This window comes from uncultured Gilvimarinus sp. (genome assembly GCF_963975215.1).
Taxonomy (GTDB): domain Bacteria; phylum Pseudomonadota; class Gammaproteobacteria; order Pseudomonadales; family Cellvibrionaceae; genus Gilvimarinus.
This window is the reverse complement of the sequence record NZ_CAXBFW010000018.1, coordinates 64319-79074: the sequence shown is the minus strand read 5'-3', so window position 1 is coordinate 79074 and position 14756 is coordinate 64319. Positions and strand designations below refer to the sequence as shown.

Annotated in this window: 11 protein-coding genes and 1 tRNA gene; 7 read left to right on the top strand and 5 right to left on the bottom strand. The window is 55.9% G+C overall.

From position 1 onward, the window contains the following. Positions 1–46 precede the first annotated feature (46 nt). From AAC019_RS12405 to AAC019_RS12390, 4 genes are all read right to left on the bottom strand, one after another. Positions 47–122, bottom strand: a tRNA-Phe gene (locus AAC019_RS12405). Between the two features lie 86 nt (positions 123–208). Beyond that, positions 209–487, bottom strand: coding sequence for an oxidative damage protection protein (locus tag AAC019_RS12400; RefSeq protein ID WP_041522311.1), 279 nt, complete (start codon positions 485–487; stop codon positions 209–211). 27 nt (positions 488–514) lie between these two features. Next, complete coding sequence (mutY, locus tag AAC019_RS12395; RefSeq protein WP_339899260.1) at positions 515–1588, bottom strand: A/G-specific adenine glycosylase; 1074 nt, start codon at positions 1586–1588, stop codon at positions 515–517. Then, positions 1585–3891 carry an AsmA family protein gene (locus AAC019_RS12390; protein WP_339899259.1) on the bottom strand — a complete coding sequence of 769 codons (2307 nt, stop codon included), beginning with the start codon at positions 3889–3891 and terminating at the stop codon, positions 1585–1587. The genes mutY and AAC019_RS12390 overlap by 4 nt, the downstream gene beginning before the upstream one ends. 258 nt (positions 3892–4149) lie before the next feature. Between AAC019_RS12390 and gcvT the strand changes: the two genes are divergently transcribed. The 4 genes from gcvT to AAC019_RS12370 all read left to right on the top strand — a co-directional run bounded on the left by gcvT (position 4150) and on the right by AAC019_RS12370 (position 7293). Then, positions 4150–5241, top strand: a complete 1092-nt coding sequence (gene gcvT / locus AAC019_RS12385) for a glycine cleavage system aminomethyltransferase GcvT (protein ID WP_339899258.1) — start codon at positions 4150–4152, stop codon at positions 5239–5241. Positions 5242–5295: 54 nt separating this feature from the next. Then, a complete protein-coding gene (gene gcvH / locus AAC019_RS12380; RefSeq protein WP_339899257.1) occupies positions 5296–5688 on the top strand; it encodes a glycine cleavage system protein GcvH in 393 nt (130 codons plus the stop codon). Positions 5689–5696: 8 nt separating this feature from the next. Further along, positions 5697–5975 (top strand): hypothetical protein, encoded by a 279-nt coding sequence (locus AAC019_RS12375; protein ID WP_339899256.1) that lies wholly within the window; start codon positions 5697–5699, stop codon positions 5973–5975. Positions 5976–6141: 166 nt separating this feature from the next. Then, positions 6142–7293: a response regulator gene (locus tag AAC019_RS12370; RefSeq protein WP_339899255.1), complete on the top strand. Its 1152-nt coding sequence runs from the start codon at positions 6142–6144 to the stop codon at positions 7291–7293. Positions 7294–7663: 370 nt separating this feature from the next. Here AAC019_RS12370 and AAC019_RS12365 read toward each other — a convergent pair whose 3' ends face one another. Beyond that, positions 7664–9511, bottom strand: coding sequence for a choice-of-anchor I family protein (locus tag AAC019_RS12365; RefSeq protein ID WP_339899254.1), 1848 nt, complete (start codon positions 9509–9511; stop codon positions 7664–7666). A 232-nt stretch (positions 9512–9743) separates the two neighbouring features. On the opposite strand from AAC019_RS12365, the gene ettA reads away from it, so the two are divergent. From ettA to AAC019_RS12350, 3 genes are all read left to right on the top strand, one after another. Further along, positions 9744–11408, top strand: a complete 1665-nt coding sequence (ettA, locus tag AAC019_RS12360) for an energy-dependent translational throttle protein EttA (protein WP_339899253.1) — start codon at positions 9744–9746, stop codon at positions 11406–11408. 76 nt (positions 11409–11484) lie between these two features. Then, positions 11485–12369 (top strand): DUF4124 domain-containing protein, encoded by an 885-nt coding sequence (locus tag AAC019_RS12355; protein ID WP_339899252.1) that lies wholly within the window; start codon positions 11485–11487, stop codon positions 12367–12369. 72 nt (positions 12370–12441) lie between these two features. Beyond that, positions 12442–14670 (top strand): patatin-like phospholipase family protein, encoded by a 2229-nt coding sequence (locus tag AAC019_RS12350; RefSeq protein ID WP_339899250.1) that lies wholly within the window; start codon positions 12442–12444, stop codon positions 14668–14670. The last annotated feature ends 86 nt before the right edge of the window (positions 14671–14756 follow it).

Sequence of the window (14756 nt, the reverse complement as noted above, 5' to 3'; positions counted from 1 at the left end):
AGATACAAAAAAGGCCCGATCCGAAGACCGAGCCTTTTAACTTGTATGGTGCCCAGAGGCGGAATCGAACCACCGACACGAGGATTTTCAATCCACTGCTCTACCGACTGAGCTATCTGGGCTTTGCGTTGGCAGCTGTGTAGCCGCTGTCACAAGAGGCGCGTATTAAACCGTTTGAGTCGCTTTGAGTCAAGGGGTCAAAGGCAAATTATTTGTCTTCTGTGGGGGGAACATAGCCCTCGGCGGCATCGTAGTCTTCCCCGGACAAAAACTTGGTCATTTGTTCACCAAGGTAGACCCGGGTGCCGGTGTCCATAAGGTTTAATTGTTTTTCGTTGATGAGCATCGTCTGGTGGCTCATCCACTCCTGCCAGGCTTTTTGGCTCACGTTATCGTAAACGTCTTGCCCTTTGGGGCCAGGAAACGGCGGCTGAGCAAGGCCCGGCAACTCTTGTTTGTACTTGCGGCACATGACCGTACGGCTCATAAAATCTCCTGATGTTTACTCACAAAACTAGCGCACCATGTTAACAGACAGCGGCGCCAACTGGTGTAGCTGCTCGAGTAGGCGCTTGACCGGCGCGGCCAGCCCCACATTGGGCGGCTCGCTGACGTTATACCAGAGCGCCTTACCCGGCGCCATAACGCCGGTAGCCGGCTCGGGCAATTGTATCAATACCGGGGTGATGTCTAAATGATAGTGACTAAACGTATGGCGGTAGCTATCCCAGTACTCGATCTCGCCCGTGGGCCCGTAATGCTCTTGGCAGTATTTCGCCACAGACTGCTCCAGCGCCAACTCCGGGAAGCTCCAAAGCCCGCCCCAAATACCCTGCGGCGGGCGCTGCTGCAGCAGTAGATCGCCACTGGGGGCGCGCAGCATGAGCAAATAAGTGGCTTTAACGGGTTTGTCTTTTTTCGGCTTTTTACCCGGGTACTGCAACTGAGTGCCAGTGGCGCGTGCCACGCAGCCGTCGCCCAACGGGCAGCTCTCGCACTGGGGCTTGGTGCGGGTGCAGACAGTGGCCCCCAAATCCATCATCGCCTGGGTGTAGTGATTACAGCGCTCTGTTGGCGTGTGCTGCCGCGCCACTTGCCACAAGGCCTTTAGCGGCCCACTTTGGCCGGGCCAACCTTCAATAGCGTGATAGCGGGCCAGCACGCGTTTTACATTGCCATCTAAAATAGTGGCGGTTTTGCCAAAAGCGATACTGACAATAGCACCGGCGGTAGACTCGCCAATACCCGGGAGCGAGGCTAACTCGTCTACGGTAGCGGGAAACTCGCCGGCAAAGTCGCTAACGACTTGCTGCGCGCAGCGATGCAAGTTGCGCGCGCGGGCGTAATAGCCAAGTCCGGTCCATAAGTGCAAAACATCGTCCACCGGCGCCGCCGCTAAATCAGCCACGCTAGGAAATTGCTGGGTAAAGCGCTCGAAGTAAGGGATAACCGTAGTGACTTGGGTTTGCTGCAGCATGATCTCAGACAGCCAAACACGATACGGTGTAATGTTTTGCTGCCAAGGTAAGTGTTTGCGGCCGTACTGATCAAACCAATCGAGCACGGCCGCCGAAAAATTATCGGTCATTCTGTTTGTTTTTTGTCCTGGCTTTTGTCTTTGTTTAGAAACTGGTTGAGCAAACCTTTCACGGCCGCTTTGGTCGGGTCGGTTTCTGTTTCACCCTCCGCTTCGTCGGCGCCGAGTTTGCGCACCAGCTCTTTTTGCAGACGGTACTTGGCGTAATCGCCGAGCAGCGACTCTAACGCTTTTGAATCCAGCCGACAATCTTTTGCCGGGGCAAGCTCGGCGATGGAGCCACGACAGCGCAGCAGCGATAAACTGCGGTTAACCCAATAGTTGCTATTTACCGTACAGCCTTGGTCACTGGTGGAGCGCTCCTCCAGAGTCAAAGGCAAACGCAAATCAAAGGTTTGTCCGGCCAAATCAACCTGACCATTTAGCCCCAGCAACAATTGCTCGACGCCGGCGGTAAAACTTTCAATGGTGATGACTTGTTCGCGCAGTTTTACCCGCCCTTGTAAGTCGTGCATCTGCGTCAACGCGGGCCAATCTTGCTTCGCCGCACTTTGTGGCTCAGCGGGCTCGGTGTCGGTTGCAGCTTCGGCCTCTTGCTCGTCTTTTTCGCGCAGATCTTTGGCAAGCGAAATCGCCTGACAAAAATACTGCTCGACGTTAATCGGTGCCACCGTCACTTGCACGCCATCAAACTTGGCGTCGGCCACCGCCGCCTGCATCAGCTCGTTCATGGTCAGGCCGCGGGTGTTAGCCGTAGCCTCTAAGTTCATTAAACCGGTCAATTGCAGTTTTTCATCCAGCGCCAGGTCGCTTAGCAGCGGGGCCACATTCAGACCTTTCATGTCCGCCACGCTGCTGATCTGTGCCGTGGGGCCGCGGCCATCAAGCTTACCCGACGCCTGCAGGTGCCCTTGGTAAGCATCGAGGCTCACCTCAGACACTTGCACCAAACCGTTTGCGGCGTTTAGCCGCAGGCGCAGGTTTTGCGTGGTTAATCCGCTGACAATCGCCTCGTGCAAATCGATACGCACCAGAGCGTTAAGCGCACGCACGGCATTCAGCGGAATCAACGGCTCATCACCGCTCGCCTGAGAACCAGTACCAGCGCTGCCGGGCCCTTTGGATTTAACGGGGGGGTTAGCGGGGGTTTTATCGGCTTTGGCCGTCGGTGTCGACTCAACTTTAGGCGGCAGGTAGTGATCGACGTTAATTCGATCCCCCGTCAGCGTGACCTCAAACGCCATGCGGGTAAAATCCGTCACCGCCAGCTCGCCATTCACTGTGGTGTCGTCTAACTCTAGCGTTACAGGCGCCAGGCTAATCGAACTGGCACTGCCCGACACATTAGCGTTTACGCTTAAATGCGTCAGCGCGTCTGCCTCGGCGGTAACCGGTGCACTTAGCCCCAAGCTGGCCAAAAGTTTTTTTACGTTCACGGGCGACAGCGCTAACTGACCGCTGTACATCAAGTTTTGCGTGGGGGTTTCTAACTGCACATCAAACCCGGCACTGATTGCTGCCTCCTCGCCAAGGCCACTGATATCCAGCGCCACATCACCGGCGGTAATTGATACCTGGGATAAATCGGCGGCCAGTTTTACCTCGGCACTAAGCGCGCCACCTACCTGCAGTGTGCGCTCGGCAAACATAGCCGGATCTTTAACACTCGCCTGCCACTGGCTGCTTAGGGCAAAGGGGCGGTTATCAACATTAAAGCCGGTGAGTTTAAAGCTTTTGACGGTAAAGTCCGCCGTGCGGTTAGTTGCGGCATCGCGATACTTCACCGCGGTATCGGTGATACTGATGGCGTCTACGGCTAAGTTCAGCTCGCCGCCACTGGCGGCGCTATTATCGGCCTCGGGGGTCACCTCAGGGGCGGTTTGGCGCTCGCCTTTATCCACGGCGGCTACGGCATCTGCTGGCATTTGGCCGATATTACCGCCCGCCTGTTCGGCTTTGCGCTTTGCCTGCTCTGCCAGACGACTCCAGTTGCTGGTGCCCGAGGTGTCTACCTCAAAGGCAAGCTCAGCGCCGTCAATAATAAGGTGCTCGACCTGTAACTGGCGATCAAACAGCGGCCGGGTAGCCACCAGTAAGCTCGCGCTGCGCAGCTGCGCCAGTTGCTCGTCTGGTGCGCTAAGGGCGGCGACGCTAATGTCTTCGACCTCGATGCCGATGCTGGGCCAAAACTGCCAGCCGATATCGCCGGCAATCTCCAGCGCGATACCCTGATCGGCCGCCAGCGCTTTGATGCGCGGTTTAAAGATATTGGGGTCCAGCCAAAAAAACAGTGCGGCAACGGCCAGCACGACCAACAACAGCAACACGACCAGAACCTTTAATAACGTTTTCACCACCATCTCCTTGAGTAATCGGGTAAAGCCAGAGCATAGCACTTGTCGCTAGCGGCCGCGTGACTAACAAACTATTTTGCGCGCCAGCGCACTCACTGACAAATTCGCCCCTGTCGCCCGTGAACTTCCGGGCCGCCACAGACACAAAAGCCATGAAATCTATCCACTATTGCGCTCTACGGGTGGTTATAGCGGCCCCGCTCGCGCTAAAATAGCGCCCTTTACGGCTGCCACCTGCGCAGCGCTGAGGGTGACTCCATGGGACACAAAACCGCACTGTACGATCTGCACAAAGCCGCCGGCGGCAAACTGGTGGATTTTGGCGGCTGGGATATGCCAATCAACTACGGCTCACAAATTGAGGAGCACCATCAGGTGCGCCAACATGCGGGCCTGTTTGACGTATCCCACATGACCGTTGTCGATGTCGCAGGCCCAAACGCCCGCGCCTACCTGCGCAAGCTGCTGGCCAACGATGTCGCGCGGCTGGACGGCAAGCCTGGCAAAGCCTTATACAGCGGCATGCTCAACACGTCCGGTGGCGTGATAGACGATTTAATCGTCTACAACCTCGACGGCTGGTACCGCGTGGTGGTCAACTGCGCCACCCGCGACAAAGACCTAAAGTGGATGGACGAGCACGCAAGCGAGTTTGACGTGAGCGTGACCGAGCGCCCCGAGCTGGCCATGATTGCCGTTCAGGGCCCCGAGGCCATCGACAAAGTACAGGCCGCCGCCAGCAGCGCGCAAGCTGAGGCAATCAGTAACCTCAAGGTATTTTGCGGCGTTGAGTGCGAGGGCTGGTTTATCGCCCGCACCGGCTACACCGGCGAAGACGGCCTGGAGATTATGCTAACCGGCGATGCCGCCTGCCAGCTGTGGCAAACTCTGACCGAGGCCGGCGTGGCACCCTGCGGCCTGGGCGCGCGCGACACTTTGCGCCTGGAGGCCGGCATGAATCTTTACGGCCACGAGATGGACGAGACTACCTCGCCTCTGGTGGCCAACATGGGCTGGACCATCGCCCTCGAGGACGAACAGCGCGATTTTATCGGCCGCGCGCCCCTCGAAGACATTAAAGCCAACGGCGGGCCAGACACCAAACTGGTTGGTTTGGTGATGCGCGAGCGCGGTGTGCTGCGTGCCGGTCAGGCGATCAGCGTGGTGGGTAACGACGCCTCGGGCATTATTACCAGCGGCAGCTTCTCGCCGACTCTTGGTTTCTCGGTCGCCCTGGCGCGCGTACCGAGCACCATTGGCGACACCGCCGAGGTCAACCTGCGCAACAAAACCGTTAACGTCGAGGTGGTTAAACCCAGCTTCGTGCGCCACGGCGAGGCGCTCGTTTAATCGATCACTTAGGTCTACACTTTTTGAGCCTACTTTTTATTTAAGGACACAACCATGAGCGATATTCGCAACGAATTAAAGTACCTGCCCAGCCACGAGTGGGCTCGTGTTGAAGAAGACGGCACCGTAACCGTCGGCATCAGCGACCACGCCCAAGATAGCCTGGGCGACGTGGTCTACGTCGAAACCCCAGAGGTAGGCAGCAACGTCGCCGCCGGCGAAGAGGCCGGTGTGGTCGAGTCGGTAAAAGCCGCCTCAGACATTTACTCGCCCGTCACCGGCGAAGTAATCGCCGTAAACGAAGCACTGGAAGACTCGCCCGAGCAAGTGAACGAGTCACCCTACGACGATGGCTGGTTCTTTAAAGTTAAGCCCAGCGATTTATCCGAGCTGGACGACGCGCTGGACGCCGACGGCTACCAAAACGCCATCGAAGCCGAAGATTGAGCCGCCCCGTGAAAAACGCCCTGCGTAAAATTTTTGCACCACTGTTAAAAGGGCTCGAGTCTGGTACCGAGCCCTACAACTACAAACCCTTAAGCCGCAAAGTATTGTTGTTTTTTGGCGCGGTGTTTACGTTTCTGGGCCTGCTGGCGGCCTGGTTAATACCCGAAGGCGCCGACCCTGGCTACTACTTCCCGGTGGTGGTGTTTACGCTGGCGGGCACCTACGGGCTTATCGTCGCGCTACTGGGTGAAGATCGCGCCGTCGCCAAGTTATGGGGAAACCGGTAGTCGCTTAGCTGGGGCGGCCCACTTGGTTCGCGATAACCCCATATTTTCAACTACACTCGAAGTATCGTTTTACTCCAGTGGAAGATGTACAGCCCATGATGTATTTCGCAGGATTCAGACCATCGATAACTATAAGCCTTACCACCAAAGCACCGGCATTTCAGGCATGCACGTATTAATCGTTGAAGACGACATCGTCATGCAAGAGTTGCTGACCACCTTACTGCGTGGTCTCAACAGTCTGATACATATACACCACGCCGAAACGCTAAACACCGGGCTCGCCCTTTGGCAAAAACACCCCATTGATTTAGTGTTGTGCGACTGGAACCTGCCCGAGCAAGAAACCGGATTAAGCCTCGTCAAAGTCATTCGCACACGCGATCGCGAACTGCCCATTATAATGGTCACCGGTCGTGTCGATCGGGCCACCGTCACCGACAGCGCGCGCTACAAAGTGAACGAATTTATCGTCAAACCCTTCGACGCCAAAGCGGTGATGGCGCGACTCAAGCCCTATTTAACGCAAAGTCAGGAAACCACGGATCACAGCCAAGTGTTAAGTGCCGGGCTGGATGAGTTTATCGGCGATACCGAGCAGATGCTAAGCCGCATCACGCTCATGCCCGGCGCTGAGGCCGCCGCCAATGCAATCACTCACGATGAACCTCCCTCCGCCGCCGAGCTAGCGCAACAATGGCGCAGCGATACCACTATCACCACACGACTCATACGCCTTGCCAACACCACGTTAATGCGTCGCTCGGGCAGTAGCGTGATGACGCTGCGTGAAGCAATTGCTGCCATTGGCGTAGACATGGCGTTGACTCAAGTACTGGCAATCTCGCTGGCTCAAACCAACCACTTACGCGACGGCGCCTTACAGGCGCGGGCTAAGCACTTTGTCGACGAGTCTTTGCAGCTAGCAGAGCGCGCAGCCCGGCTCGCGCAGCGCTTAAAGCTCAACATCGCCAACTGCTATACCGCAGGCTTAATGGTGAAACTTGGTGAGTTTGGCGTGCTTGAAGCGATTCAATTGTTTATCGATTCAGGGGGACAAGTCAACGAGGGCGACATAGATACAATGCTCACCAAGCACGCCGCCACCTACGGCAACCAGCTAAAAATTAAATGGCGCCTGCCGCTGGCACTGCGCGAGCGTGTTGGTGCGACTTACGTAACCGGCACCGGCAATGTAAACCCAGAGCTGTTATTGATGCGGCTGGCCGCCTGCCTCGGCGATAGTGATGGGCAAAACCAGGAGCAAGACAAACTCTGCCGGCAACTGGGCTTAAGCACGGCCGAGCTGCCCAGTTAAAGCCACGCTGCGATTACACGACTGAAGCCAGCACCAACGCTGATGAGCGTAAAGGGCGTACGCGGCAATAAACCGGCGCAGGAAAATCGGTACAGCGCGCAAGCTGCTAACAAAAATGCCGACTTTTGTTTACAGATTTTAGAGAACAAACCCATATTGCGAAACGAATGCAGCATCGCAATAAGGAGCAATTTCCGAGAACTGATAGACCATAGAATTGCCCTAAAAACTCACAACTCGCGGTTATTTTCCGAGCGTCAAAAGTTTTATAACAGCGTCGCCTGTAGATAGTTTAGGCACCCTATCAGATAGCAAAAAAGGGGCGCCGACCCGAATCGACGCCCCTTTTTCAGCATAGCAAACGAACGAGTTAAAACATCTGTTCGATTGTGTAAATCACCGTAGTACCGCTCACCTCGTTACCCACCACCACTAACGCATCGTCGGTAGGTGAATCTTCGGCGGAGATAAACACTAAGCCCTCGGGGCCTAGATCACCGATGCTGGCCAAAATACTTTCGGCGTCTTCGGTTACCCAATCTTCACGGGTGTTTAAGTAATCCTGAAACACGGGGGCATCGGGGTTGGTGATGTCGTACACCAACACGCCGCCCATGCGCTCGAGGCCAACAAATACAAAGGTTTTATCGCCAATGCTGCCGATGGTTAAACCTTCCGGCTCGGGGCCTTTGGCGTCGCTGCGGCTATCGATGCTGTTGCCTTCGTCGTGGGCGCTGTTAAAGAAGTCTTTACAGGCTATGTCACGGGTGGCGCTTAGCATACAGTCGTCGCCGGCCAAAAACTGCTCGATGGCATCGGCCGAGTCCCACACTAGCTGGCCTTCGTCGTTCCAGATGGTGAATGAACGCGCGCCGTAGCTATAAAGGTTGTCGTACATAATGCGGTCGCCGTCACTCGACTCGTTACCGGCGGCATCAAACATAACCGGTGAACCATCGGCGTGCTGGCGATAACCTTCGGTCCAGGTGATGTTTAAGCGGCCAAGCGTTTCATCTTCGCGGCAATCACCCGGATCACCGGCGGTGGCACCGCAGTAACTAAAGGTGGTTGGGTTAAGCAGTGCACCGGCCGCCAGCTCACGCAGTTGCGGTGGCAAGTCGTCGTTGGCACGGCGATCAAAGCCGTCGGCGTGTACCAGATGCTTAACACGAAACTCCTCAACAAAGCCTTTGCTTGAGTCGCCGGCCCAGTAGTCATCGTTATCTTCACCCCAAGCGCGCGCATCGCCTTCGTTGGCGGTAACCAGGTAGGTCATGCCGCCGGCTTCGTAGGCGGTAATCGCATCGGGCAAGTACAGGCCGCGCACACCGGGCCAGGTAGAAATTTCAACCGGGCCTTCGTCGCTGGGGTCAATGCCGTTGCCATCAAGGCCGTGATCTTTGTAACCGAGCGAGATAATTTGCTGCACATGAGCCGAGGTGATATCGATACGGGCAACAGCGTTGTTCTCTTGCAACACCGCCCACGCGGTTTGGCTGTCGGCCGATACCGCAATGTACTCGGGCTCTAAGTCCTGGGCAACGCTGGCGTTGGGGCCATAGATGCGTACGCCATCGGCAACCAGTAAATCGCGCTGACTGTTAAAGCTGGTAAACCCGGCGGTCATGGCGCTGGGGTTGGCCATATCGGTGATATCGATGATCGAGACCGAACCCTGCGGGTCGATTTGGTAGTCGTCGCTCGGCTCGCCTTCGTTAGCCGCTAAGATGTAGCTGCCATCGGGGGTAAAGATCAGCATATCGGGCTGAGCGCCTACGGCTACGCTTGAGATCATGCTCAGGTCGTCGGCGTTGTACAGTGCCACCGCACCGGTATCGGTTTTAACGTCGGCTTCAATAGCTACGGCCACAATACCGTCGCGCACCGCCACCGAGTTCACCTCACCACCGGCAATCACACTGCCGGCGGCGATCGTGTCAATCAAACTGGGGTTAGCCGGGTCCGATAAATCCAGTACATCCAACATGCCTTTTTCGGCATTAACTACAAACAGGCGCTGACTCGCGGCATCGTAAGCGGGGATCTCAGCGGCGCTCTCGTCAAATTGGCCAGCGCTGTAGCGGCCGGCAAATTGCAACCCGATGGAGCTTGGGGTCTCGACAACAACTTCGCTGTTATCATCGTCATCGTCGCTACCACAGCCGACTAAGGCTAAGGCGCTGCAGGCGGCCAGGATGTAAGGGAAACTCTTTCTCATAACAGACTCCGGAATGATATTTGTGCGCCAGAGCCTACTGAGCGAATGTTACAAGTTTGTGGCGACAGCCTGTCGCAGCGTCAGGGCCTTGAGCTGATATGCCCCCTTACCGGCTGCCAGCGGGCCATAAAAGATTGAAAACACCGGCGCCTTTCGGTAACTTGCGCCTTTATCTGCAATCGGCCGATTCCGGCCCTCTCCGCCCGCTGGCGGCCAGCACGAGGCAAGCTAAATGGCACAGTACGTATACACCATGAACCGGGTGGGCAAAGTCGTCCCGCCTAAGCGTGAAATCCTAAAAGACATCTCGTTATCGTTTTTCCCCGGCGCCAAAATCGGCGTATTGGGTTTAAATGGCTCGGGTAAATCTACCCTGCTGCGCATTATGGCCGGCGTCGACACCGAATTTAACGGTGAAGCCCGCCCCATGCCCGACATTAAAATCGGCTACCTGCCGCAGGAGCCAGTGCTAGACCCGGAAAAAGACGTGCGCGGCAATGTGGAAGACGGCATGCGCGAAGCCGTCGATGCACTGGCCGAGCTGGAGGGCATTTACACCGCTTACGCCGAACCCGATGCCGACTTTGACGAGCTGGCCAAAAAGCAGGCGCGCTGCGAAGATATTATTCAGGCGTGGGATGCCCACAACCTGGACAACACCCTGGAGATCGCCGCCGACGCCTTGCGCCTGCCGCCCTGGGATGCCGATGTCACCAAGCTATCCGGTGGTGAGCGCCGCCGTGTCGCTCTGTGCCGCTTGCTGTTATCGCGCCCCGATATGCTGCTACTGGACGAGCCTACCAACCACCTGGACGCCGAGAGTGTTCACTGGTTAGAGCAGTTTCTGCAAAACTTTAATGGCACCGTGGTGGCCATTACCCACGATCGCTACTTTTTGGACAACGCCGCCGGCTGGATTTTAGAGCTGGACCGCGGCTACGGTATCCCCTACGAGGGCAACTACTCGAACTGGCTGGAAACCAAAGAAAAGCGTCTGGAGCAAGAAGCTAAGGCCGAGGCCTCACACCAAAAGGCCATTAAAGCTGAGCTCGAGTGGGTGCGCACCAACCCCAAAGGCCGCCAGGCTAAAAGCAAAGCGCGTTTGGCGCGGTTTGACGAGCTGCAAAGCCAGGAGTTTCAAGCCCGCAACGAAACCAACGAGATCTATATCCCGCCGGGCGAGCGCCTGGGCGATAAAGTTATCGAGCTGGAACACGTTAGCAAAGGCTATGGCGATCGCTTGTTGATCGACGACCTCAGCTTAAGCATCCCCAAAGGGGCGGTAGTGGGTATCGTCGGCGGTAACGGCGCGGGTAAATCCACGCTGTTTCGGATGATTGCCGGCACCGAGCAACCCGATAGCGGCACCATCACCCTAGGTGAAACCGTGAATGTGGCCTACGTTGAGCAGAGCCGCGAAAACCTGCAAGACAAACAAACCGTGTGGGAGGCGATCTCGGGCGGGCAGGATATTTTGCGCATCGGTAACTACGAAGTTTCTAGCCGCTCGTACGTGGGGCGCTTTAACTTTAAAGGCTCGGACCAGCAAAAACGCGTGGGCGAGTTATCCGGTGGTGAGCGCGGCCGCCTGCACCTGGCCAACACCCTAAAGCAAGGCGCCAACGTCTTGCTGCTGGATGAACCGTCCAACGATTTGGACGTTGAGACCCTGCGCGCCCTGGAAGACGCGATTTTAGCCTTCCCCGGCTGCGTGATGGTTATCTCGCATGATCGCTGGTTTTTGGATCGTATCGCCACCCACATTCTGGCGTACGAGGGCGACTCAGAGGCGGTCTTCTTTGAAGGTAACTACACCGACTACCACGAAGACTTTGTTAAACGAAAAGGCAACGATGCGCAACCTAAGCGGGTTAAATACAAGCCGCTTAAAGGGTAATCCTGCGGGGGCGTGCGCCACTTTTATTTCTCGGTGGTGCACGCCCCGCTCAGTAAGCTCATAGGAAATGACTTGCATGGATTTGTTTAACCGCTGCCATAAACAGTACACCAAGCTGGCCCTTCTGCTGGCACTTATCATCACCCTTACCGCCCACGCTCAATCGCTGTTTCGCTGCGAAGATGCCAACGGCAACATCACCTTTACCGATAGCGCCCGCAACTGCCCCAGCGCACAACACACCGCCGAGCTTAAGCTACCGAGCGCCAATATTCACTCGCAGTTTGGCGAAGTGGTCAGCGAGGAGTACCACAACTACCGCTACCGCCATTACAAAGAGCTAAGCGGCTTTAGCATCCCTATTACCGTCGAGCAATCACTGTGGGACAGCAACCCTGCACTGGCCCAAAAGGCAGCGCAAAAGCTCGAGCGAATCATCAACAAGGCAAAACATTATTTTCCGGCCAGCGCCCGCACCGAGATGAGCGGCATCCGCTATTTTATTTTTTTAGGCGATGAATCCAGCAGCGGCGGCCGCAAAGGTGGCCAGTGGTATTTTCGCAAAGGCAACCATGTATCCACACGTTTTGACGACGCAATTATTGTGCGCTCGGCCGACGATTACGTGAACCGCTACAATGATACGCAGGCCACCCGCACGGCCATTCACGAGCTAAGCCACGCCTATTATTACTACCACCGACCAACCTTGTATCACCCGACCAAGCAAGCGTTTAGCAACGCCAATCGGCAACGGTTGTATTACCAGGCCAAAACCGAAGGCGGCAAGTCGATCGACAAAGCCTACGCCCTTACCAACCAGCGAGAGTATTTTGCCGAGCTGGCCAAGACTTATTTTTACAATAACTACCACTACCCATTTAATCAGCAAGAGCTTAGCGAGTATGACCCGGTAGGCCACGACTTAATCCAGCGGGCATTTTTTCCGGCGGCGCAATAGTGCCCCCTCACTGGCAATTTAGTCGCAAACACTCTTTAATAACAAGCATGCTTTAACTCTACCAGGAGCGACATGACTCGTTTCGCAATAACACTATTGGCATTGTTGTGCCTGAGCTCAGCCAAAGTGTTTGCCAGCTCCAAGCCCTGCCCGGACAAGCTCGAGCGCCCCTGCGTAGCTTTGGTGCTGGGTGGCGGTGGTGCCCGGGGCGGCGCGCATATCGGCGTACTGAAAGCGTTGGAGGCGCAGGGTGTGCCCATCGACTTAGTGGTGGGCACCAGTATCGGCTCGTTTGTAGGCGCTATGTACGCCAGTGGTAAAAATGCCGAAGAAATCCAACTGATTTTCTCCCACGCCAACTGGGACAGCGGCTACCAGGATAGCCTACCACGCAGCCAAATCCCCAATCGCCGCAAGCGCCAACTGGACGATTTCCCTATTCACGTGGATTTAGGCTTTGACGGTCACTCGGTGCGCCTGCCTCAGGGCGTGCTGCAGGGCCAGGGCATGAAAGATTTAATCGACCAATTGGTGGGCACCTACGCCACCTACGATAGCTTTGATGATTTACCCATCCCCTTCCGCGCGGTGGCAGCCGACATTATCACCGGCGAGCAGGTGGTGTTATCCCGCGGCGATTTAAGCACCGCGCTGCAGGCCTCGATGTCCATTCCCGGTATCGTGCGCCCCATTGAGCATCAGGGGCACCTGCTGGTAGACGGCGGCATTGCCAACAATTTACCTATCAGTGTCGCCCGCGAGTTAGGTGCCGATGTGATTATCGCCGCGGATATTGGCGTGGCCAACCAAACCCGCGAAGAGTTAAACTCCGGCCTGAGCATTCTTAGGCAGCTCACGAGTTTTCTTACCCATCAAAACGTTAGCCAACAAAAAGCGACGCTTACCGAACGCGATGTTTATATCCATATTCAGTTGGATGACATCGGCATGCTGGATTTTGACCGCGTCGCCGAGGCATCCCGTGCCGGATATATCCAAGCCGAGCCGATACTTTCAGGCAGCGACACCATTGCCTCGCTGGCAGGGCTATCGCAGCGCACCGGACAAGGCTCCCCACTGAGTGAAAATCAGCGCCTGCAACTCGACCGAATTCGCCTGATTAACCACTCGCGATTAGGAGACGATTATATTCTCAGCCGTATGGATTTGCGCGAGGGCGAAGTCTACAGCACCGAGCACATTCGCAAGGGCGTGCAACGACTCTACGGCCAAGGGAGTATCGCCCGGGTACGCACCACCATTAGCCACGGTCAAACGGGCAATACGCTCAACACCGTAGTCGATGAAAAAGAATGGGGCCCCGGTTATCTGGATTTTAAAATCGCGCTGGAAGACAACCTGAAATCGCAAAGTCGCTACCAACTGGGATTTAACTACCGCCGCACTAATTTATCGCCTTACGGCGCCGAGTGGTATTCCACTGTTGAATTAGGCACCGAGAAAATTCTTTCTACCGAGCTTTACTGGCCGATTAAAACCACCCAGTTTTTCTGGGAGCTGGGCGCGCGCTACGACCGGGACATCTACAGCTACCGGGACGAGGGCGTAGATTTTGGCGATATTACCGAAACCGAGTTTGGCGTACTGGGGGCACTGGGCTACAACATCTCGGACAAGATCGACATTGTTAGCGGGCCTTTTTTTGCCGAAGGTGAGCTAAAACTGCCCGCCTTACTACAACAATCCACCGGCCAGGAGAAAATCGATTACCGACAACAAGGGCTGCAAGTAAACATCGATTTTGACAACCTTAATCACCCCAGTTTTCCCAGTCGCGGCTGGAAGTACGAGTTAAACTTAAGCCGCTCGCAGTTTGATTTGCTCGACGACACTACCGATGCCACTCAAATCACATCGGAATTGATTGGCGCAGCCTCTTACCGGCGCCACAGTTGGCGCGCAGAGCTGGAGTGGAATAGCACCCTAAACGACGACCCTTTGGCTATTACCGGTGCTTATAGCCTGGGCGGCTTTTTAAACTTGTCAGGCAATTCGCCCGACTTTATTTCGGGGCAACACACCCGCTTCGCCAGCGTGGTTTATACCTATCGCCTGGCGGACGGCAACTACCGTATCCTCAATATTCCGCTCTACGCCGGCACCTCGGTTGAAGCGGGCAATGCCTGGATTGAGCAAGACAATATTGACTACTCCGACCTCATCTATTCGGGCAGTGTGTTTTTAGGTTGGGATAGCCCGCTGGGACCGGCATACCTGGCCTGGGGCAAATCAGACACAGGCAGCCAGAGCGTGTATATTTTTATGGGCGTCACTTTCTGACAATTCTTTACGCCGCACAAACAGCCGGTACACTTGAAATATGCGCCGGCCTCCTACATATGAACATAACTTACGCGCCTATTAAC

Coding starts and splice junctions, on each gene's coding strand:
- AAC019_RS12400 (WP_041522311.1), bottom strand. CDS start 487: ATGAGCCGTACGGTCATGTGCCGCAAGTACAAACAAGAGTTGCCGGGC.
- mutY (WP_339899260.1), bottom strand. CDS start 1,588: ATGACCGATAATTTTTCGGCGGCCGTGCTCGATTGGTTTGATCAGTAC.
- gcvT (WP_339899258.1), top strand. CDS start 4,150: ATGGGACACAAAACCGCACTGTACGATCTGCACAAAGCCGCCGGCGGC.
- gcvH (WP_339899257.1), top strand. CDS start 5,296: ATGAGCGATATTCGCAACGAATTAAAGTACCTGCCCAGCCACGAGTGG.
- AAC019_RS12370 (WP_339899255.1), top strand. CDS start 6,142: ATGCACGTATTAATCGTTGAAGACGACATCGTCATGCAAGAGTTGCTG.
- AAC019_RS12365 (WP_339899254.1), bottom strand. CDS start 9,511: ATGAGAAAGAGTTTCCCTTACATCCTGGCCGCCTGCAGCGCCTTAGCC.
- ettA (WP_339899253.1), top strand. CDS start 9,744: ATGGCACAGTACGTATACACCATGAACCGGGTGGGCAAAGTCGTCCCG.
- AAC019_RS12355 (WP_339899252.1), top strand. CDS start 11,485: ATGGATTTGTTTAACCGCTGCCATAAACAGTACACCAAGCTGGCCCTT.
- AAC019_RS12350 (WP_339899250.1), top strand. CDS start 12,442: ATGACTCGTTTCGCAATAACACTATTGGCATTGTTGTGCCTGAGCTCA.